The organism is Micromonospora sp. TSRI0369 (genome assembly GCF_001905625.1).
GTDB classification, from domain to species: Bacteria; Actinomycetota; Actinomycetes; order Mycobacteriales; family Micromonosporaceae; genus Micromonospora; species Micromonospora echinospora_A.
Genome location: NZ_LIVU01000002.1, coordinates 187,385 through 207,647 on the forward strand (window position 1 = coordinate 187,385; position 20,263 = coordinate 207,647).

A 20,263-nucleotide genomic window follows, 5' to 3' on the forward strand; every position below is an offset into this window, starting at 1 on the left:
CATGGTGCCAGAGCCCGTCCCCGGCGACACCGGCTGTCGGTGCTACCGTCGTGATGCCAGTCAAACTCAGCCATGAGCCAGGGAACCCGGTGCGAATCCGGGACTGACGCGCAGCGGTGAGGGTGACGGGCGGGGCACGACGCCACTGGACCCACGGTCTGGGAAGGCGCCCCGTCCGGTTGATCCCGAGTCCGAAGACCTGCTGGCCGCAGATCCGTCTGCGACACGTGCCCATCCAGGCCTCGCGCACAGGCCCCGGACGAAAGAAGACCCCGTGTCCCGATCGCACCGGATCACCGGCTCCTGACCCCGTGAGCGTCCTCGTTCACGTCGCGACCGCACTGACGGACGCCGCGTCGCCGGTGCTACGCGGGCAGGCCGAGGCAGCCGGCGCCCGACTGGCCTTCCTGCAAGCCGGCGAGCCGACGCTGACCCATGTGCTCGACCTGCTGCACGCCGAGGGCGCCCGGGAGGTTCGCCTGGAACCGGTGAGCACCGACGACCTGACTTTCGCCCGTTCGTGGGTGGGACGCGTGGCCGGCCACTGGCACCGTCAGCAGATCGACCCGCCGGTCATCCGGTTCGGCGAGCGCGCGATCACCGGGCACGAGGCGCCACTCACCTCACCGGCCTGGGACACCCTGCCGCCGTACCGCCATCATCTACTGCTGTGCCGCGGCCCGCGCTGCAGTGCCCGCGGCGCGGACGAGACCTATCGCGCGATCGTGGGCGCGCTCGTCGAGCAGCAGCTCACCGACGCCGACGTCCTCATGGCCCAGACCGGCTGCCTGTTCCCGTGCAACCACGGACCAGTCGCCGTCGTGCACCCCGACGGCACCTGGTACGGGCCGGTGCGACCCGGCGACGCGGCACGCCTCGTCGGCGAGCACCTACGCGCCGGCCGTCCGGTCGGCGACCTGCGCCTCGGCTCCCGTGTCACCGAAGGAGAAACATGACACGTATCGCCCTGCTGTCCACCTCGGACACCGACCTGCTCTCGGCGCGGGCCAGCAACGCGGACTGGTCCTGGGCCAACCCTGCCCGGCTCACCGGCGAGCGCCGCGACACCCTGACCACCGAGGCCGAAGTGGTCGTTCTGCGGGTGCTCGGCTCGCCCGAGGACGTACGCGACCTCGCCGCGCTGATCCGCGGCACCGGCCGTCCCCTGGTCGTGCTCGGTGGGGAACGGACGCCGAACGCCGCGTTGATGGGGCTGTCGACCGTCCCGATCGGCGTCTGCGCCGAGGCGCACCGCTACCTCGCCGAGGGCGGCGCGGAGAACCTGCGCCAACTGCACGCCTTCCTGTCCGACACCGTGCTGCTGACCGGCGAAGGCTTCGAACCGCCGGCCGTGCTGCCCGAGTGGGGAGTCAGCCGGCAGCCGGCCCCGGACGCCCGGCCCCGCGTCGGAGTCCTGTACTACCGGGCCCACGAGGTGAGCGGCAACAACGCGTTCGCCCACGAACTCGCCGATGCCATCGACACCACCGGCGTGGCCGCCGGCGTACCGATCTACGTCTCGTCACTGCGGGCGGCGCCCGAGGAGTTGTACGCCGAACTCGCCACCCTGGACGCGATCGTCGTCACGGTCCTGGCCGCCGGCGGCGCCCGGCCCGCCACCGCGAGCGCCGGCGGCGACGACGAGTCCTGGGACGTCGAACGGCTGCGCGCCCTCGACATCCCCGTGCTGCAGGCTCTGGCGCTCACGTCCGGCAGAGCCGAGTGGGAGGCGTCCGACGAAGGCGTCACCCCGCTCGACTCCGCGACCCAGATCGCCATCCCCGAGTTCGACGGCCGCCTCATCACCGTCCCGTTCTCATTCAAGGAGGTCGACGCCGACGGCCTGCCCCGCTACGTGACCGACCCTGAGCGATGCACCCGCGTCGCGGGCATCGCCGTCAACCACGCCCGACTGCGGTATGTCCCGCCCGCCGAGCGCAAGGTGGCCCTCGTCCTGTCGGCCTACCCGACCAAGCACAGCCGCATCGGCAACGCCGTCGGCCTCGATACGCCCGTGTCGGCGATCCGATTGCTGCGCGCGATGCGAGATGCCGGCTACGACCTCGGCGCACCCGGCGCAATTCCCGGGCTCGACCCGCTGCTCCCGGTCGAGGGAGAGGATGCCGACACGACGGCCGGCAACGCGCTCATCCACGCTTTGATCGCCGCCGGTGGGCAGGACGAGGAGTGGCTCACGCAGGCTCAGCTCAGCGAGTCGCACGTGCGTGTCAGCCGGGACGACTACCGGCGCTGGACTGCCGGATTGCCCGCCGCGCTGCGCGACGCCATGGCCGAGACCTGGGGCGAGGCTCCCGGCTCGCTTTTCGTCGACGACGACGGCGACATCGTGCTGGCCACCCTGCGCGCCGGTAACGTCGTCATCCTCATCCAGCCCCCGCGTGGCTTCGGCGAGAACCCGGTCGCGATCTACCACGACCCGGCCATGCCTCCGTCGCACCACTACCTGGCCGCGTACCGCTGGCTCGAACACGGCTTCGGCGCCGACGCGGTGGTGCACCTCGGCAAACACGGCTCGATGGAGTGGCTGCCGGGGAAGAACGCCGCGCTCTCAGCCGCCTGCGCCACGGACGCGGCAATCGGCAGCATGCCGTTGATCTATCCGTTCCTGGTCAACGATCCTGGCGAGGGTGCCCAAGCCAAGCGCCGCGCGCACGCCACCATCGTCGACCACCTGGTGCCGCCGATGGCACGCGCCGAAAGCTACGGCGACATCGCCAAGCTGGAGCAACTGCTCGACGAGCACGCCAACATCGCCGCGATGGACCCGGCAAAGCTGCCCGCGGTCCGCCAGCAGATCTGGACGCTGATGCAGTCCGCACAAATGCATCGCGACCTCGGCCTGGACGAACGGCCCGGCGACGAGGAGTTCGACGACTTCCTGCTGCACGTCGACGGCTGGCTGTGCGAGATCAAGGACGTACAGATCCGCGACGGATTGCACGTGCTCGGCCAGGCGCCGACCGGACAGGCACGCGTCAACCTGGTGCTCGCCGTGCTCCGCGCGACACAGGTCTGGGGCGGACAGAACCGGGCACTGCCCGGCCTGCGCGCCGCGCTGGGTCTTGCCGAGGACGCCCCGGCGGCCGACGTCGACGCCGTGGAAGCGCAGGCCCGTGCCCTGATCGAGGCGATGGAGAAGGCCAGCTGGCAGGCTGACGCGATCGACGCGCTGCACGACGACCCGGTGGTACGCGACGTCCTGCGCTTCGCCGCCGAGCAGGTCGTGCCGCGACTGGCCGCCACCACCGACGAACTGACCAACGTCCTGCACGCGCTCGACGGCGGTTTCGTCCCGGCCGGGCCCTCCGGCTCCCCGCTGCGCGGACTGGTCAACGTCCTGCCGACCGGCCGTAACTTCTACACCGTCGACCCGCGGGCCGTTCCGTCCCGTCTGGCCTGGGAAACGGGACAGGCGATGGCCGAGTCCCTCGTCGCCCGGCATTTCGCCGAAACCGGCGAGCATCCCCGATCGGTCGGCCTCTCCGTGTGGGGCACCTCCGCGATGCGCACCTCCGGCGATGACATCGCCGAGGTGCTGGCGCTGCTGGGCGTACGCCCCATCTGGGACACGGCCTCACGCCGGGTCAACGGCCTGGAGGTGATCGGCCTCGACGAACTCGGCCGGCCCCGCATCGACGTTACCGTGCGCATCTCGGGATTCTTCCGCGACGCCTTCCCGCACGTCATCGAACTCCTCGACGACGCCGTGCAGCTCGTCGCCGGGCTCGACGAACCCGATGAGCGCAACTACGTGCGGGCACACACCCGCCACGACCTCGCCGAGCACGGCGACCAGCGGCGGGCCACCACGCGGATCTTCGGTTCGAAGCCCGGATCGTACGGCGCCGGCATCCTCCAGGTCGTCGAGTCCGGCACCTGGCGCGACGACGCCGACCTGGCCGCCGTCTACACCGCCTGGGGCGGCTTCGCCTACGGCCGCGGCCTCGACGGCATCGCGGCAACCGACGACATGCGAACCAACTACCGGCGCATCGCCGTCGCCGCGAAGAACATCGACTCCCGCGAGCACGACATCGCCGACTCCGACGACTACTTCCAATACCACGGCGGCATGATCGCCACGGTCCGCGCGCTGACCGGCGCCGAACCCAGGGCGTACGTCGGTGACTCCACCACGCCCGACGCCGTACGCACCCGCAGCCTGCAGGAAGAGACCAACCGCGTCTTCCGCTCGCGGGTGGTCAACCCGCGCTGGATCGCGGCGATGCAGCGCCACGGCTACAAGGGAGCGTTCGAGCTCGCCGCCACCGTGGACTACCTCTACGGCTTCGACGCCACCGCCGGTGTCGTCCACGACTGGATGTACGAGTCACTGGCCCGCGAATACGTCCTCGACGAGACGAACCAGCAGTTCATGCGCCGCGCGAACCCCTGGGCACTGCGCGGCATCGTGGAACGGCTGAACGAGGCCGCCGACCGTGGACTGTGGGCCGAACCGGACGCCGAGGTCATGGCGGAGATGGCCCGCGTGTACCTCGAGGTCGAGGGAGACCTGGAGGATCAGGCGTGACACGGCGCCTCACCCTGGTCGGCCTCGGCCCGGGCGACCCCGAACTGGTCACGGCCCAGGCCGTCCGGGCACTCAACGAGGCCGACTACTTCCTCGTCGCCGACAAGACCGGACAGCACCCGGGCACGGCCGACCTCATCGCGATGCGCGAGGCGATCTGCGCCCGGCACGTCACCGGCGCCTGGCGGCTCGTGCACGTACCCGACCCGGAACGCGACCGTGCCGGCCCGGCCGACTACACCGGCGCGGTACGCGACTGGCACGAGGCACGGGCCGAGGCGTTCGAGCAGGCATTGCTGGACAACCCGGGAGACGCCGCAGTGCTCGTCTGGGGCGATCCGGCCCTGTACGACTCGGCGATCCGTGTGGCCGACCGCATCGCCGAACGCGCACGGGTCGACATCACCGTGGACGTCGTACCCGGCCTCAGCAGCATCCAACTGCTGGCGGCACACCACCGGCTCGTCCTCAACACAATCGGCGGCCCGATCACCATCACGACCGGCCGCCGCCTGCTCCACGACGCGGCGACACACGACAACCTCGTCGTCCTGCTCGACGGGGCATTGACCTGTCGCCAGCTCCCCGAACTGTCGGCCTGGCGGATCTGGTGGGGCGCGAACCTCGGCTCGTCCGACGAGCAACTGGTGGCCGGCAACCTTGACGAGGTCGCCGACCGAATCTGGTCCCGGCGGACGGCGGCGAAACAGAGCCGCGGCTGGGTCATGGACACGTATTTGTTGCGCCGGGCCGGCAGCCTCGAGCGGCGATCCTGAGAATCACATCCTTTGACCCACCGATGATCACCCAGCCGTGAACGCACTCCTGCGATCGTTGGCCGCAACCCGTTACTGTGCGTGCCGCTCTAACGCCTTGCGCCGAGCCTTCCTTCACTACAATCGCCGTTGTAGCGGCCGTGCTCCACGCGGAGTAAGTAGATCGCGTAGTGATCCGTTGATGATCGGATGTCGGCGACCGTTTCAGTACGGGCGCGTCTAATTGGTTGCGCCAGCCAACGTCGGGCAGGGCTCAACCCCGATCCTGGTGTTCGACGCCTGGGAGCACGCCTACTACCTGCAGTACCGCAACGTCCGCCCGGACTACGTGGACCGGCTGTGGAACCTGGTCAACTGGACCGACGTCATCTCCCGCTTCGACGCCGCCCGCGCCGCCACCCCGAAGATCTGATCGGGATGACCGGGTACACCCCCGAGGCGGCCGAGATCGTCCAACGCGCCGCCGGGGTCATCGCGGCCAAGCATCGCGGTGACCTCGCGGGCGCGGAGGAACTGATGTCGGCGTTCGGCTCCGAGCAGTCCCGCACCCTCGGCTTCTACCTCCTGGCCGATCTCGCTCTGGGCCTGGTCAAGGCGCAGAGCCGCCAGTCGATGGACGACCTGGTCCGGGAGCTGTCCTTACTCTTGGCCAACACCGTCCAGTCCCAACCGGCATGACGGTCCGCTGGGTTCCGCCCGGAGGCGGAACCCAGCGGGCAACCGCAGCGTCACCGCCGAGCTCGGGCAGGCCCGATGCGGCGGATGAACCGCCCCGGATCTTGTAGAGCCGTCTCCACATAACCCGGGGCGGCTCAGGCCCAGCGAACCTGGCTCAGAGAGTGTTGGGATACCTCGACGTAATCTTCGTTAAGTGTGTGTCAGCGAAGATCGCGTCTGTGTGGCTGTGCCTGTAAACCGGGCCTACGAGTTGTCGCGGCAGAACATGCCCCGCCCGCGGCGGCAACAGGTGACAGTATTCCAGGATGATTGATGTTCGACGCCGTGCGCCCAATCAGACTTGAGGATTAGCCGTCGTCGGTTCCACTGCTGCCATCAGAACGCGCCGCGATGCGGATAACCCTGTCTAGTGCCCGGTCGCCGGTGAGGAGAACGGCACACACGACGGCGATCGTCCCTGGGATGAAGACGAGCAGGTCATCGACGTCGAGCAGCGCGGCCAGCTCGTACGCGGCGTCGGCCCACTCCGGGACGTTCCGGTCCGCAATGCCTCTCGTCTGAGGGTCCTGCACGCGAACGCCCTGAGCGGGCTGAAACCTTGACGGCCCGCTCGATCGAACGGTAGAGGATCGCCGGCGCACCCTCTGGCCCACAGGACCCGCCAGCAAGGCCACCTGGCCTAGTACTCCAGCCGCACCTGGTGAAGTTGGAGTCTTCGCTGGTAGTGGGCTGTTCTGGCGCGGTACTGGTGTCGTCGTCGCCATCGTGACCATCGATGGATGTAGTCGAACGGTCGGGTGCTGGTCTGGCTCGTCGATTCGCTCGCATGGTGCTCGACTCGGCCCGTCGCCGGGCCGTCCGTCAGGCGGGGCAGCCGGACGAGGGTCCAGTCCAGGGCGCTGGCCCGCCATACGGCGAGCTCGGCGGGCTTGTCCGCGACGAGTGGGCCGCCGAGCTTGTTGATCAACCAGCTGATGACCTTGTCGCGGCGGGACTTGCGGTCACCCGGCACGTCGACACCGGCGCCACTGATGCCGACGAAGCGGTTCACGCCGGCGTCCCGCATGACGTCAACCAGTGCTCTCGCGGCGTCGGTGTGCAGATCGGCCTCCTTGTCGGTCGGCCCGAGCGCGGAGATGACCACGTCGCAGCCGTCGACGAGCCGCCGGAGTGCCTCGACGTCGCGCACGTCCCCGCGAATCACCCGCGCGTCGGCGTCGTCGGCGGCGCGGCCGAGCCTGCCAGGATCCCGAACCAGAACTGTGACCCGGTGGCCGCGATCGGTGAGGACGTCCAGCACCAGCCGGTTGGTGCGTCCGGTGCCGCCGATGAGGGCGATGTTCATGACGGGCTCCTGGTTGTCCAGTGGTGGCGCTCACGGTGCGCGAACGGCGGGCGGATGCGCCGACGCCGCGGCAGCCGCGACGTCGGCCGCCCGAAGGTGCCGCACCACCACCGATCCCACAGTGCCGGTAGCACCGGTCACGAGAATCCGATCCATCGCGCACCTCCTCGGTCCAACGTGTGTATCGCACACACATGTCCTCTCGTCCGGCTGAAGACCCGGATCTCGTAGCGGTCGACGAGGCGCTGCTCCGGCTGCGCCGTTTCTTCCGGACACCGGCGGCCCTCGAGCACGACAATCGATCCGTCGACCTGTCCACTCTGCTGGTGGTCACGGCGATCGCAGCGGAGCCGGCCGGAGAGGCATCCGTCGGTCAGATCGCCACCGCGTTGGAGGTTGCACCTTCGACTGCCAGTCGCCTGGTCGGTCGCGCCGAGACCTGCGGCGTGGTGGTGCGGTTGGCGGGTCGGGTCGACGCTCGGCAGAGTCTGGTGCGCCTCACCCCCGACGGCGTCGCCCTGCACGAGCGGGCCCGGACGTTCCGGCACGCCCGTCTGCGTGCGGCGACGGCAGGCTTCACGACCGAGGAGAAGCACCAGTTCGCCCGTCTGCTGACCAGATTCGCCGCCGGAGCGGGCAGTTGAGGCGCGAAGCGGTCAATCTGTGAACTCGTGAGGCGCCGCCGGTGGGGGAAATCCGCTTTGATGCTTATGGCAGGTTTTGTACATCAGCTGATCGGTTGATTCTTGCTGCCGTGTCGTCTATGGTTCGTTCACCATCTGTGCTTGGGGCGCCAGTTCGCACGAAGGCGGGGAAGGGCAGCATGACCACGATGACCATGGCATCGACCGCGACCGAGGTGCAGCGCGCGCCGCAGACCGGTGAGGAGAGCCGCGCCAGTGAGCTGATCGCGGCGCTCGCCACGCTGCCCGCCGACCACCCGCAGCGGGCCGGCCTGCGTAACCAGGTCATCGAGGCGTGGCTGCCGCTGGCGAACCACCTGGCCGCCCGCTACAGCGGGCGCGGCGAGCCGGCCGGCGACCTGGCCCAGACCGCCGCGCTCGGCCTGATCAAGGCGGTCGACCGGTTCGACGCCTCGCGCGGCGTCGACTTCGCCGGCTTCGCCATCCCGACGATCCTCGGCGAGATCAAGCGGCACTTCCGCGACCGCACCTGGAACATCCGGGTTCCGCGCCGCCTCCAGGAGCTGCGGCTGCGCATCTCCGAGGCCAACAGCACGCTGACCCAGACGCTCAACCGGGCCCCGACCGTCGCCGACATCGCCGCCCACCTCGACGTCACCGAGGAAGAGGTGCTGGAGGGCCTGGAGGGCGCCCGCGCGTACAACGCGGTCTCGCTGTCCACCCCGATCGGCGACGGCGACAGCGCCACCGAGCTGGGCGACACGCTCGGCACCGAGGACAACGAGTACGAGCTGGCCGACCTGCGCGCCTCGCTGGGCCCGGCGCTCGCCACGCTCGACGAGCGTGAGCAGAAGATCCTCACGCTGCGCTTCTACGGCAACCTGACCCAGAGCGAGATCGCCGCCCGGGTCGGTGTCTCCCAGATGCACGTGTCCCGGCTGCTCGCCCGCGCCCTGACCAAGCTGCGCGGCCAGCTCACCGAGGTCTGAGCAGAGCAGTGTGGGCTGCGCCCGCGCCCTTCACCGATCAGGGCCGATCGGCGCGGCGTCCGCCCCGGCGGGCCAGGTCAGGTAGAGCAGGGCCGTGTCATCGCTGTGCCGGCCGTCGTCGCTGCGTCTGATCTTGTCGAGCAGGGCGGTGAGAAAGTCGCCCGGTTCCGTGACGGTGCTCAGCGTGGCGGCGAGTTCTATGAAGCGTTCCTCGCCGAGGCGGGTTCCGTCCTCGCTGAACCCCTCGTAGACGCCGTCGGTGTACAGCAGCAGACCTGCGCCCGCCGGGAGCGTGACGACCGACTCCTGCCAGCGACCTCGCCCGGGGAACATGCCCAGCCCGAGATGGTGGCGGATCGGCGCGGGGTCGGCCGAGCCGGGCGTGATCACCAGTGGCGCGGGGTGACCGGCGCTCACGATGATCACCTGCGAGCGGTCTGGGACGACGCGGATGGTGCAGGCGGTCGCGAACATCGACTCACGTGGCCGCTCGGCGACGAGCACCTGCTCCAGCAGCCGCATCCGGGCGGCCTTCTCCACCCCGGCCAGGGTGAGGGTGCGCCACCCGACGCGTAGGCCGACGCCGATGGCTGCCTCATCCGGACCGTTGCCGCAGACGTCACCGATGACGGCGTGGAGCGTGTGATCCTCGTCCTGCACCAGGTCGAAGAAGTCACCGCCGAGCAGTGACCGTCCCCGTCCCGGCACGTATCTGCTGACGACCGCCAGCGCGGGGTCGGTGACCAGTGGCGTAGGGAGCAGGCCCCGTTGCAGCCGCGTGTTCTCGCTGGCCTGCATCCGGCTGTCGCGTAGCTGCCGCTCCGTCACCACGGCCCGTCGGCGCTGAATGGCGTACTGGATCGTGCGGCCCAGGAGCGCGCCGTCGATGTGACCCTTGACCAGGTAGTCCTGTGCTCCGGCGGCGACAGCCGCCGTTCTGGTGGCCGCGTCGTCCAGGCCGGTGAGCACCACCACTGCCGCGTCCGGCCATCGGTGCAGCACCCGGCCGAGCGCCTCCAGCCCCTGGCAGTCGGGCAGGTGCAGGTCGAGCAGCACGCAGTCCGGCGTCGTCGGCGCGGCCGCGGCCTCTTTCAGGCTGCTCGCCTGGGTGAACCGGTTGCTGATTCCGCTGTCGCTCAGCAGCTCCCGGGTGAGCAACGCATCACCGGGGTCATCCTCGATGAGAAGGACCGCCGGCTCCGCGGTTGTCGGCGACGACGCCGGATTCGCCAGCCCCGACGGCATGCCGGTGGGCGGCACCGTCGGCAGGTCGGCGTCACTGATCACGACAGATCCTCTCTCCGGCCGCGACCGTCACGCGGACGGTGACGCCGACACGATGCACCATCCACCTGTTGTGTAAACCTGTCGATTATCACCTGCCCGCACGAGCCGGGTAGGACAGCGTCGCCTCGCCCGCCCGTGGGGCGCCTCTCCAGGCCACGGGCCCGCCGGGACGAGTCATCGGTGCGGCCGGTGGCGGTGCGGTGCCGGCCAGGTGAGGCAGGCCGGGCCTCGCGGTGAGGGGCGGTCAGGCGGACCGGTCGAGGGAGATCTCCGCCCAGACCACTTTGCCGGGCTCGCCGTGCGGGGTGGTTCTCGTGCCCCAGTTGCGCGCCATCGCGTCGACGATCAGCAGGCCACGACCGCCGATGCGGTGCGGGTCCGGCTCGAAGCGACGCAGTGGTCGATCGGAGTCGTCGAAAACCTCGATCCGGATCGCGTCCGACTGCGGGTCAACTCGACCCTGCCCCCGGCACCGGTGTGCCTGATGACGTTGTGCACGAGTTCCGTGATGACGGTGAGCGCGTCGTCGGTGACGTGCGTGGCCTGCCAGCCGACGAGGACCTCCCGGACGGCCCGGCGGACCGGCGCGCTGTCCGCACCACCGCCGAAGGGCATCCGCACTGAGTCCATGCCGATCACCTACCCGCTCGACCGAACCCGTACCGTAGTCGATCACCCTCGCTGAGGTGAACCATCTTATGGGGTGTCGTAACTGGTGCCGGCGCGACGCGGCAGGACGCCGGGGCGTAACGCAGGACGTGGAGATGCGCCGCTGTCGGCCTACGACTGCGCGGCCCGGATGTGGTGACGGCCCATCGGTAGCATCAGCGGCTTGCCGGAGACCGGATCGGGATGACCTGGCTGTCCAGGCCGAAGACGGCGCGGACGCAGTCCTCGGTCAGCACATCGGTCGGCGCACCTGCTGCGTGCAGGCCGCCGTCGGCGAGGGCGATGAGGTGATCTGCGTAGCGGGCCGCCATGTTCAGATCGTGCAGGACCATCACGATCGTGGTGCCGCGAGTGAGGTTCAGGTCGGTGAGCAGGTCCAACACCTCGACCTGGTGGCTGACGTCGAGAAAGGTGGTCGGCTCGTCGAGTAGCAGCAGCTCGGTCTGCTGGGCCAGCGCCATGGCGATCCACACCCGTTGACGCTGCCCCCCGGAGAGCTCGTCGATCGACCGGTCGGCCAGGTCGGCGATGTGGGTGGCGTCGAGGGCGGCGGCCACCGCCCGGTCGTCGTCCCTGCTCCATCGTGACAGCAGGCGTTGGTGCGGGTTGCGGCCCCGGCCGACCAGGTCGGCCACGGCGATGCCCTCGGGCGCGATCGGTGACTGGGGGAGCAGGCCGAGCGTTCGGGCCAGCTCCTTGGCCGGCATCCTGTGTACTTCGCGGCCGTCCAGCATGACGTGGCCGGTTCGCGGGGCGAGTAGCCGCGACATCGACCGCAGCAGCGTCGATTCCCCGCACGCGTTGGCACCGACGATCGCGGTGATCCGGCCGGGCGGGACGAGCAGATCGAGTGATTCGATGACGACGCGGCCGCCCTAGCCGACGGTCAGTTTCTCGACCGCCAGTGAATGGTCGGTGGTCACAGCGAGCCTCCCGCGCGGTTCGTGCGGACGAGCAGATAGATGAGGTACGGGGCGCCGAGAACGCCGGTGATCACACCCACCGGCGCGAGACGCCGAAGCGTTCGGCGACCTCCGTCACGGACAGGCCAGCTTCAACTTCCAGCACTGCGCGATAGCGCTGCCCGGTCACACTCAACTCCACCAGCACTCGGCGGAGTGTCACCCATCAAGTGAAGCCACCGTGCAACGCATCAACCGGAGTCGGACAGACGTGCCGACGTGCCGACGTGCCGACGACGTGCCGACGATGTCCCGACAACGATGTCCCGACGATGTCCCGACGAGGCTGTTCAAAGTTTCTGTACGTCTTCAAGGCGGCCCGCAACGGGCCGCACGCGCCGCCGCCTGGGCGCGCGCCGGCCGCTGCCGCTGTCGCTCTGCGGCCGTCACGCCTGACGCCCGGCGGCTGGCGCGGACAGCGGGGAGCCCCGGAGCCGCCACAGACGGGATAGCGGGGAGAGTGGTGGGGGTTCTCGCCGGCAGCCGGCCGCGCCGCGCCTGAGCAGCGCGGCGAAGGGAGGGCGCGTCGGGTCCGCGCGGCAAGCTCCAAGCTTGGGGGCGGTGTCCGCGCGAAGGCATGTCGGTCGTCCAGGAGCCGGCTTCGCAGCCGTGCAGGGTCAGGTCAACTGCTCACCTGGGAGGGGGAGGGGTGGCCGCTGGTGGTCAGCTCCGACCCCGGAAGCCGGGTCCGTGCCGGGCAAGGTTGGGTCAACTGCGCCACTGTGGCGATGTCCGCCGGGGGCGCGGTCCGTGACACGAGAGCCGACTCAGTCTGTTCCGACAGCGTCCGTACGCGCGTCAAGGCCCGCTTGACGTGGCGGGCCGGGCGGCGGCTCGCTCCCCAGGAGGGGCGGGTCGATGGCAGACAGGGATGGCTCATTCATCCTTCTCGGCCTCTCGTTCGACATGCGCAAATTTACACCCTTCCTGCTGGCTTGCCTGCCGCGTTTTGGTGGTTTCTGAACGGGTAGGCCGTGGCGGCTCGCCAGCGAGGTCAGGAGGAGCACATGGCGATTAATACGACGCGTGACCTGTTCATATATGAGCTAGGCATACTAGGTGAAATGGAGATATCCGGGCGGCGGGTACTCGACTTCTTGGCCCATCGAGTTAGTGACGATCTCGGGCAGATCGTACGGCGCAAGCAACAGGAATGTGTGCAGTGGAATCACAACATCAACTCCTGCGCCAAGGCATTCGGCACCTCCCCGCTTTCAACCCGGTCCGAAACTGTTGAAGGCATGTATGGGCGATTTGAAAGCTTCGTACGCACAAACCCCTCAGTCGACCTCGTTGATCAATTCGCAGTCGATACTCTGATTCGGTTCCTATACCTCACCATTGCGGCACACAAGACCCTTTTTGATTGGGCGATTATTATGGGTGAGGCCCAGTGTGTGCAGTATCTACACGCCAACCTCGTCCAGAAGCAGGAGAGTGCGGCTGAAATTGAACGGTACGGCCACGAATTGGGCGTACGACTCCTAACCCCCGTCGCTCGGCCCGCGTGAGCTTACGTCGGGCACCACAGGGGCTACCAGCCTCCGGAGACAGGGAGGCTGGAAGGTCTGCAGCCGTCCGATGAGGAGGTCATCCTCTCGCTCTTGCCTGTGATCATCCTGTCCACATGCCGGCTAGGCGGGGACGCCGGCCAGCCAGTTTTAGGCCAGCCGAGGGCCGTGCTCAGGAATGAGTCCTCAGATACCCGCAATCGTCCGACGCGCGGCGGCATTTCGGCATTGAATGGCTCGCATGGAAGGTGCTGGTGCGGCCAGGGGTTTGGGGGTGAGGCTCCTCCGGGGGGAGTGGAGCAAGCAGGAAGCGAGTTTTGTCGAACTCTTTTTCGATCTTGTGCTGGTCTTTGCTCTCAACCGGGTGGTGGCTACCAGCACGTCGCAGCTGGCGTCTTCCCCCTCTAGTGCAGGGCGGTGGGCGAGCCTACTGCAGGCACTGCTGCTGATCCTGCCGCTGATGTGGGTCTGGTCAATGACGGCTTACAGCACGGCGCGCTTCGAGCCCCGCCGCCTGGCGGTGCAGGTCATGGTGCTGGTGACAGCCTTCGGTGTGTTGCTCCTGGGCGTCGTCACGCCGAAGGCGTTCGGCGGCAGTGCGTGGATGTTCGCCGGCGTCTACGTCGCGCTCCAGGCCGGCCGGGCGCTGGTGGTTGCTGTGGCGTTGCGGTCACATTGGTTACAGCGCCTCTATTGGGGAATCCTGGTTTGGTTCTGCGTGTCCGCCGTGGCGTGGCTGCTCGGTGCCGTCGCCCACGATACGGCCAGGATGCTGCTTTGGTCGCTCGCGATCGTCATCGAGTACGGATCGGCGCGGCTGGGCTGGTGGGTGCCGTGGCAAAAGCCAGAGCGCATCTTGGCTTGGGAGGCCGCTGCCGGGCATCTCGCTGATCGGTATCAACAGTTGGTGCTGATTGCGCTCGGGGAGACGATCCTCGCGGTCGGGATCGCCTACACCGAGGCGTCCGGGAGCCTGCGCTTTCCGCAGACGTTTGGGCTGGTGATCGCGTTCATCACCGCTGTGCTGCTGTGGCGTATCTACTTCTACAGGGCGGGCGAGGTGTTCGGATCGGCGGTCAAGTCGGCGGCCAATCCCGCCAGGCTGGGCCGAGTAGCCGGCAGCGCTCATCTGCTCATGATCCTCGGGGTTGCCGCCGCCGCCATCGGCAATGAACTGGTGCAGAAGCACCCCACCGGCCACACGTTCAAGTCTTGGCTTGCGTTGATGCTCGGCGGCCCGGCTCTGTTCGTGGCGGGCCGCACGCTGCTGGAGTGGGTGGTCTTCTCCCGCGTGTCCCGGCCCCGGCTGCTCGGCATTGCTGCCCTGCTGCTGCTCGCCGTGCCGCTGGCCTTCGCCCCGCCGCTGGTGGTGGTCACCGTAGTGGCCGTGGTGCTGCTCGCGATCGCCGTCGCCGACGCACGCCGGGCAGCCGGGAAGCCTGCTGAGGCACCCACGCCGCCGGGCTGACCATGGGCGGCAGACTGAGGATCGCCATACTTCGTAAACAAGGCTTGAACCGCCCCGGGTTTGATAGCTGCCCGACCTCTTGTGGAGGATCGAGCCATGTCACGCCCTTCCCCTTATCCGCGTGAGTTGCGTGAGCGAGCGGTGCGGATGGTCGCTGAGGTGCGGCCGAACTACGAGTCGGAGCACGCGGCGATCGACGCCGTCGCCCACAAGCTGGGCATCGGAACCGCCGAAACGCTGCGCAAGTGGGTCCGCCAGGCCGAGATCGACGCCGGCCAGCGGTCCGGAGTGAGCACGGACGAGTCGGCCGAGTTGAAGCGGCTGCGCCGGGAGAATGCCGAACTGCGCCGGGCAAACGAGATCCTCAAGGCGGCGTCGGCTTTCTTCGCGGCCGAGCTCGACCGGCCACAGCCACGCTCGTGAGGTTCATCGACGAGCACAAGCAGGTGTTCGGCGTCGAGCCGATCTGCCGTGTCCTGCGCGAGCACGGCTGGCAGATCGCGGCCAGCACCTACCGGGCTGCCTGCCGGCGCATGCCCTCGACCCGGACGCGCCGCGATGCCTGGCTCGCCGGCGAGATTCGACGGGTGCACGCGGCGAACTACGGCGTCTACGGGGCTCGGAAGGTGTGGCTGACCCTCAACCGAGAAGGCATCTCGGTGGCCCGGTGCACCGTCGAGCGGCTCATGCGCCAGCTCGGCTTGCGCGGAGTGGTGCGGGGCAAGACCCGACGCACCACGATCGGCGGCGAACACGCCATGCGGCCGGCGGACCTGGTGCAACGCCGGTTCACCACCGAAGCGCCCGAACCGGCTGTGGGTCGCCGACTTCACCTACGTGCCCACCTGGTCTGGGATGGTCTACGTCGCGTTCGTCATCGACGCCTACTCCCGCCGCATCGTCGGCTGGCGGGCCGCGACCAGCATGAAGACCAGCCTCGTGCTGGACGCCCTGGAGATGGCGATCTGGGCCCGCGGCCGCCAGGGCGCCACGGATCTGGCCGGGCTAGTGCATCACAACGACGCTGGTAGCCAGTACACGTCGATCGCGTTCACCGAACGCCTCGCCGCCGCCGGCGTCGATCCCTCGGTGGGCTCGGTCGGCGATGCCTACGATAACGCTCTGGCCGAGTCGACGATCGGCCTGTTCAAGACCGAACTGATCAAACCGCGGGGGCCGTGGCGGACCTGCGACCACGTCGAGATCGCCACCTTGGAATACGTCGACTGGTACAACCACCGCCGCCCGCACAGCGGCGCGGCGGACCTACCACCAGCCGCCTTCGAAGCCCTCTACGATCCCACCGAACACCGGCTGGACCAGCCGAAGTCCCAACCCATCTAGCCGCTATCAAACCCGGGGCGGTTCATACAACGATCATCGGCGAAGCTCACGCCGACACACCGAGCCACAGCGGACAAACCTGGCCTTTCAAGATCTGTAGCGAGACAGTCCTGCTTCTAACGCTCGTGGGTCATGACTGACCAAGGTTGGTGACCAGGTTAACGGCGACGGCCAGGATGCCGGTTCCGAAGGTGTACGAGAGCAGTGCGTGCCCGAGCGCGATCCGGCGCATGTGGTTACTCGTCGTTCGTTCTCGCCCGGGGCATAGGACATGCCGACCGTGAAGGCGATGTACGCGAAGTCGGCGTACGCCGGTGGATCTTCCCGCTTGAAGTCGATGCCACCGCCGTCGTCGCGGTAGCACAGCCGGGCGTACTTCAACGCGAAGACCGTGTTCACCAGCGCCCACGCCAGGACCACCGCGATGACGCTGAGGATCACCAGCGTGACTGCCACTGCGTCATGCTGGTTCGAGGCGCGCACGAGCGCCTCGGCCACGGCGGCGAGACTGGCAACGGACGCGATCAGGATCGCCGAGTCGGTGGAACGGGAGTGCTGCTCCGCCTCGGCAAGCTGCTCGGTACGCTTCGGGCTCGCCGACCAGCAGGCCCGCCACACCCAAACGAGGATCGTGCCCGCCGCGATCGTCCAGACCACCAGCGGCGTCAGCTCCGACGCCCCGACGAGCGCGGTGGCCGTGCCGGCGACGACACCGGCGGCCAACGACCACAGCGCACGCCTGACGGACAGCAGGCGTCCCGGCGCACGTCCCGATCGCTGCTCCACCCGTTCAGCGTTCCGGATCAACCGGGCCGGCCAGCGGAAACCCGGAGCCATCACCGGATCGGGCCGCATCGAGGGTGGGGCGGGGTGGCCGGTGTGCTGCGGGGAGGGTTCCTCATCCGCGACCGCAAGTACACCGCCGCCTTTCGATCACGCCTTCGCCGCCCGAACTCGGCGGAGATGTCTGGGGCGCAAGACGGCGGAGAGCGTGGTGCTGTCGGAACACTGAGCGCAAGTCGGTCCCCCGCCGATGGCCAAACTCGGACGCCTGCCGGACGCCTGGGTCAAGTCCACCGGTAACAACGCAGCGCTCGTGAGGGCAGACCGCAGGGTCCGCGGGTACCGGGGTCCCGCGCCTCCCGGCCTGCCGGTCAAGGCGCCGATCCGATGGTGGGCAGGCCGCAGGCGCCGACGGGGCCCAGCGCCTGGGACGCTCCGGTGCGACCTCCGCGACAACCACCCTCAGTGGCTGCCCTGCACCCGCAGCGAGTACAAACCCTGGCCTCCCCAGAAACCCATAAGGCCAACTCTGTGGGCGAAAGGTGCGTAGCGTTCAGGTGGGCCTGTGCCGAGGACCCACCCCACCGGCAGAAAGGGTATGAGATGTCGCTCGACGCGTTCCGCATCCCTGGCGGCTCCTTGGACGACTTGATCAGTCGGTTCTTCGGGGGAGATCCGTTCGCGGGACGTCCGGTGGAGCGGGTCGACCTGTCCCGGCTGCTCTCCACCGAGTCGCGGCAACTGCTGCAACGGGCAGCCGAGCAGGCTACGGAGTGGGGCAGCCCGTACCTCAATGTCGAGCACCTGCTGTGGGCCGCAGCCCAGGCCGACCCCACCCGCCGGATGCTCGGCGCGAGCGGCGCCGACCCCGACGACCTGGCCCGCCAGATAGAGTCGGCCGTCCCCAAGGGCAGGCCACGCGAGGACACGCCTCCGCTCGCGCCGGCGGCGAAGCGCGCCCTGCTCGACGCGCACCGCGAGTCGCGACGGTCCGGCGCGACGTACATCGGCCCCGAACACCTCCTGCTCGGCATCGCCGCGAACCCGGAGACGACCGCGGGCCGGGCGTTGCGGGCGCTCGGTGGGGCCGTCACCGGGCCCACGCCGCCGGCGGGCGGTGCCGACGGGCGCGGGGCCAGCAGCACCCCCACCCTTGACCAGTACGGGCGGGACCTCACCGAGGACGCCCGGGCCGGTCGGCTCGATCCGGTCGTCGGCCGTGATGACGAGATCGACGACACGATCGAAGTGCTCTCCCGGCGTACGAAGAACAATCCGGTGCTCACCGGCGAGCCGGGCGTCGGCAAGACGGCGATCGTCGAGGGCATCGCGCAGCGCATCGTCAACGACGAGGTGCCCGAAACCCTGGCCAACCGGCGTGTGGTCGCACTCGACCTGTCCGGGATGGTGGCGGGCACCAAGTACCGCGGTGAGTTCGAAGAGCGCCTGAAGAACGTGATCCAGGAGGTGACGTCGGGCGAGGACGGGCTGATCCTCTTCATCGACGAACTGCACACCGTTGTCGGCGCGGGCGGCGGTGGCGAGGGGGCGATGGATGCCGGCAACATGCTCAAGCCCGCCCTGGCCCGCGGCGAACTGCACGTGGTCGGTGCGACGACACTGAACGAGTACCGTCGCTACATCGAGAAGGATCCTGCGCTGGAGCGCCGGTTCCAGCCGATCCTGGTGTCGGAGCCGAGCGTGGAGGACACCGTCGCGATCCTCAAGGGCATACGTGACCGGTACGAGGCGCACCATCAGGTGCGCTACACGGACGAAGCGCTGGACGCCGCCGCTGAACTGTCCCACCGCTACATCACCGACCGGTTTCTGCCGGACAAGGCCATCGACCTGCTCGACCAGGCGGGGGCCCGGGTCCGGCTTCGTTCCCGCACACCCGCTCCGGACAAGAAGGAGATCGAGAAGCGGCTGTCCCAGCTGCGCCGGGAGAAGGACAGCGCGGTGGCGAACGAGGATTATCAACGCGCGGGTGCGCTGAAAGCCGAGATCGGTGCGGCCGAGCGGGACCTGGCGGCGGCGCAGGAGGGCACGCCTCCGGTGCCCGAGGTGCATATGAGCGACATCGCCGAGGTGGTCAGCCGCCGTACCGGTGTTCCCGTCACCCAGCTCACGGAGGTGGAGAAGCAGAGGCTGAGGCGCATCGAGGAGCAACTGCACGAGCGCGTGGTCGGCCAGCACGAGGCCGTACGGGCTGTGGCGGCCGCCGTACGCCGATCGCGTTCCGGGCTGAGTGACCCCCAGCGACCCGACGGGTCGTTCCTCTTCCTCGGACCCACCGGCGTCGGCAAGACCGAACTGGCCAGAGCCCTCGCCGCGGCGCTCTTCGGCGACGAGTCCAGCATGATCCGCTTCGACATGAGCGAGTTCCAGGAGCAGCACACGGTCAGCCGGCTGGTCGGAGCGCCCCCGGGCTACGTCGGGTACGAGGAGGCCGGTCAGCTCACCGAGGCGGTCCGGCGCCGGCCATACTCGGTGCTGCTCTTCGACGAGGTGGAGAAGGCGCATGCGGATGTGTTCAACGCACTGCTGCAGGTGCTCGACGACGGTCGCCTCACCGACGCGCAGGGCCGCACGGTCGATTTCAGCAACACCATCCTGATCATGACGAGCAACATCGGCGCGGACCGCATTCTGGCCGCGCAGGCGGCAGGGCGTCCGGTCAACGACCAGCGCGAGGAACTGATGGGGCTGCTGGGGCAGCGGTTCCGGCCGGAATTCCTCAACCGGATCGACGAGATCATCGTCTTCACCGGCCTGGACCGGGACCAGCTCCTTGAGATCACCGGCCTGCTGCTGGACCGCACCCGCCGTCGGTTGCACGCACAGAACATCAACCTCGAGATCAGCCCGGACGCCACGCAGTGGCTGGCCAACCGGGGCTACCAGCCCGAGTACGGGGCGCGGCCACTGCGGCGCAGCATCCAGCGCGAGTTGGAAGACCGGCTGTCGACCCTGCTGCTCGATGACGGGGCGAATCCGGGCGACACCATCGAGGTCAACGTCGTCGGCGGCGAGCTCGACCTCTCGGTCCGGCCCGCCGCCGTACCGGCTGGCACGTGACACCCGACGAGCAGCTCGGCGAGCCGTCGCGGTGTGTCCCGGGGGCTCCACCCCGGCGAGTTGTTGCAGCAGATCATCCAAACCGCGGCCGTGCTGGGAGGGCTTGACGACGACGCCGGCGCAGGCCGGTCAGCCTGCGGAACAACCGCCCGGCCAACCCCCTGTGCCTGAAGG

General features: G+C 68.9%; 15 protein-coding genes, 3 pseudogenes and 1 riboswitch. Of the genes and pseudogenes, 11 read left to right on the forward strand and 7 right to left on the reverse strand.

Annotated elements, in window-relative coordinates; genetic code table 11:
- Window positions 1–40: 40 nt before the first annotated feature.
- Window positions 41–221, forward strand: a riboswitch (cobalamin riboswitch).
- 90 nt (window positions 222–311) lie between these two features.
- The 5 genes from AMK25_RS06160 to AMK25_RS06180 all read left to right on the forward strand — a co-directional run bounded on the left by AMK25_RS06160 (window position 312) and on the right by AMK25_RS06180 (window position 6,006).
- The gene (locus AMK25_RS06160; RefSeq protein ID WP_013476143.1) at window positions 312–956 is read left to right on the forward strand and encodes a (2Fe-2S) ferredoxin domain-containing protein; all 645 of its coding nucleotides are present in this window, start codon (window positions 312–314) and stop codon (window positions 954–956) included.
- Window positions 953–4,552: a cobaltochelatase subunit CobN gene (gene cobN, locus AMK25_RS06165; protein WP_073827193.1), complete on the forward strand. Its 3,600-nt coding sequence runs from the start codon at window positions 953–955 to the stop codon at window positions 4,550–4,552. Before AMK25_RS06160 ends, cobN begins: the two co-directional genes overlap by 4 nt.
- Complete coding sequence (gene cobF, locus AMK25_RS06170) at window positions 4,549–5,328, forward strand: precorrin-6A synthase (deacetylating) (protein WP_030275065.1); 780 nt, start codon at window positions 4,549–4,551, stop codon at window positions 5,326–5,328. Before cobN ends, cobF begins: the two co-directional genes overlap by 4 nt.
- 223 nt (window positions 5,329–5,551) lie before the next feature.
- Window positions 5,552–5,740: a Fe-Mn family superoxide dismutase gene (locus AMK25_RS06175; RefSeq protein ID WP_082931188.1), complete on the forward strand. Its 189-nt coding sequence runs from the start codon at window positions 5,552–5,554 to the stop codon at window positions 5,738–5,740.
- 5 nt (window positions 5,741–5,745) lie between these two features.
- Entirely contained in the window at window positions 5,746–6,006 is a 261-nt protein-coding gene (locus AMK25_RS06180; protein WP_030275063.1) for a hypothetical protein, read from the forward strand.
- A 347-nt stretch (window positions 6,007–6,353) separates the two neighbouring features.
- Here the strand turns inward: AMK25_RS06180 and AMK25_RS06185 are convergent, their stop codons facing one another.
- Together AMK25_RS06185 and AMK25_RS06190 are read right to left on the reverse strand one after the other, a co-directional pair.
- Complete coding sequence (locus AMK25_RS06185) at window positions 6,354–6,578, reverse strand: hypothetical protein (protein WP_043325461.1); 225 nt, start codon at window positions 6,576–6,578, stop codon at window positions 6,354–6,356.
- Between the two features lie 107 nt (window positions 6,579–6,685).
- Window positions 6,686–7,351 (reverse strand): NAD(P)-dependent oxidoreductase, encoded by a 666-nt coding sequence (locus AMK25_RS06190; protein WP_052166232.1) that lies wholly within the window; start codon window positions 7,349–7,351, stop codon window positions 6,686–6,688.
- 194 nt (window positions 7,352–7,545) lie between these two features.
- Here AMK25_RS06190 and AMK25_RS06195 point away from each other — a divergent pair, with 194 nt between their 5' ends.
- Entirely contained in the window at window positions 7,546–7,995 is a 450-nt protein-coding gene (locus AMK25_RS06195) for a MarR family winged helix-turn-helix transcriptional regulator (protein WP_051611151.1), read from the forward strand.
- A 179-nt stretch (window positions 7,996–8,174) separates the two neighbouring features.
- Entirely contained in the window at window positions 8,175–8,984 is an 810-nt protein-coding gene (locus tag AMK25_RS06200) for a SigB/SigF/SigG family RNA polymerase sigma factor (protein WP_069088806.1), read from the forward strand.
- Between the two features lie 30 nt (window positions 8,985–9,014).
- Here AMK25_RS06200 and AMK25_RS06205 read toward each other — a convergent pair whose 3' ends face one another.
- The 4 genes and pseudogenes from AMK25_RS06205 to AMK25_RS06220 form a co-directional block, all read right to left on the reverse strand.
- Complete coding sequence (locus AMK25_RS06205; RefSeq protein WP_051611149.1) at window positions 9,015–10,271, reverse strand: PP2C family protein-serine/threonine phosphatase; 1,257 nt, start codon at window positions 10,269–10,271, stop codon at window positions 9,015–9,017.
- Window positions 10,272–10,616: 345 nt separating this feature from the next.
- Window positions 10,617–10,901, reverse strand: a complete 285-nt coding sequence (locus tag AMK25_RS06210; protein ID WP_143194696.1) for a hypothetical protein — start codon at window positions 10,899–10,901, stop codon at window positions 10,617–10,619.
- A gap of 150 nt (window positions 10,902–11,051) precedes the next feature.
- Window positions 11,052–11,800, reverse strand: a pseudogene (locus tag AMK25_RS06215) (ABC transporter ATP-binding protein).
- Window positions 11,801–11,936: 136 nt separating this feature from the next.
- Window positions 11,937–12,038 (reverse strand): annotated as a pseudogene (locus AMK25_RS06220) (helix-turn-helix domain-containing protein); the annotation flags it as partial.
- Between the two features lie 871 nt (window positions 12,039–12,909).
- On the opposite strand from AMK25_RS06220, the gene AMK25_RS33195 reads away from it, so the two are divergent.
- The 3 genes and pseudogenes from AMK25_RS33195 to AMK25_RS06240 all read left to right on the forward strand — a co-directional run bounded on the left by AMK25_RS33195 (window position 12,910) and on the right by AMK25_RS06240 (window position 16,225).
- The gene (locus AMK25_RS33195; protein WP_073827194.1) at window positions 12,910–13,413 is read left to right on the forward strand and encodes a DUF892 family protein; all 504 of its coding nucleotides are present in this window, start codon (window positions 12,910–12,912) and stop codon (window positions 13,411–13,413) included.
- Window positions 13,414–13,687: 274 nt separating this feature from the next.
- Window positions 13,688–14,881, forward strand: a complete 1,194-nt coding sequence (locus AMK25_RS06230) for a low temperature requirement protein A (RefSeq protein ID WP_158070659.1) — start codon at window positions 13,688–13,690, stop codon at window positions 14,879–14,881.
- Window positions 14,882–14,977: 96 nt separating this feature from the next.
- Window positions 14,978–16,225 (forward strand): annotated as a pseudogene (locus AMK25_RS06240) (IS3 family transposase).
- 87 nt (window positions 16,226–16,312) lie between these two features.
- Here the strand turns inward: AMK25_RS06240 and AMK25_RS06245 are convergent.
- A complete protein-coding gene (locus AMK25_RS06245; protein WP_198937459.1) occupies window positions 16,313–17,011 on the reverse strand; it encodes a DUF1345 domain-containing protein in 699 nt (232 codons plus the stop codon).
- A gap of 600 nt (window positions 17,012–17,611) precedes the next feature.
- Here AMK25_RS06245 and AMK25_RS06250 point away from each other — a divergent pair.
- Entirely contained in the window at window positions 17,612–20,089 is a 2,478-nt protein-coding gene (locus AMK25_RS06250) for an ATP-dependent Clp protease ATP-binding subunit (RefSeq protein WP_069088804.1), read from the forward strand.
- Window positions 20,090–20,263: the final 174 nt, after the last annotated feature.

Coding starts and splice junctions, on each gene's coding strand:
- AMK25_RS06210 (WP_143194696.1), bottom strand. CDS start 10,901: ATGGACTCAGTGCGGATGCCCTTCGGCGGTGGTGCGGACAGCGCGCCG.
- AMK25_RS33195 (WP_073827194.1), top strand. CDS start 12,910: ATGGCGATTAATACGACGCGTGACCTGTTCATATATGAGCTAGGCATA.
- AMK25_RS06250 (WP_069088804.1), top strand. CDS start 17,612: ATGTCGCTCGACGCGTTCCGCATCCCTGGCGGCTCCTTGGACGACTTG.
- AMK25_RS06190 (WP_052166232.1), bottom strand. CDS start 7,351: ATGAACATCGCCCTCATCGGCGGCACCGGACGCACCAACCGGCTGGTG.
- AMK25_RS06195 (WP_051611151.1), top strand. CDS start 7,546: ATGTCCTCTCGTCCGGCTGAAGACCCGGATCTCGTAGCGGTCGACGAG.
- AMK25_RS06180 (WP_030275063.1), top strand. CDS start 5,746: ATGACCGGGTACACCCCCGAGGCGGCCGAGATCGTCCAACGCGCCGCC.
- AMK25_RS06200 (WP_069088806.1), top strand. CDS start 8,175: ATGACCACGATGACCATGGCATCGACCGCGACCGAGGTGCAGCGCGCG.
- cobN (WP_073827193.1), top strand. CDS start 953: ATGACACGTATCGCCCTGCTGTCCACCTCGGACACCGACCTGCTCTCG.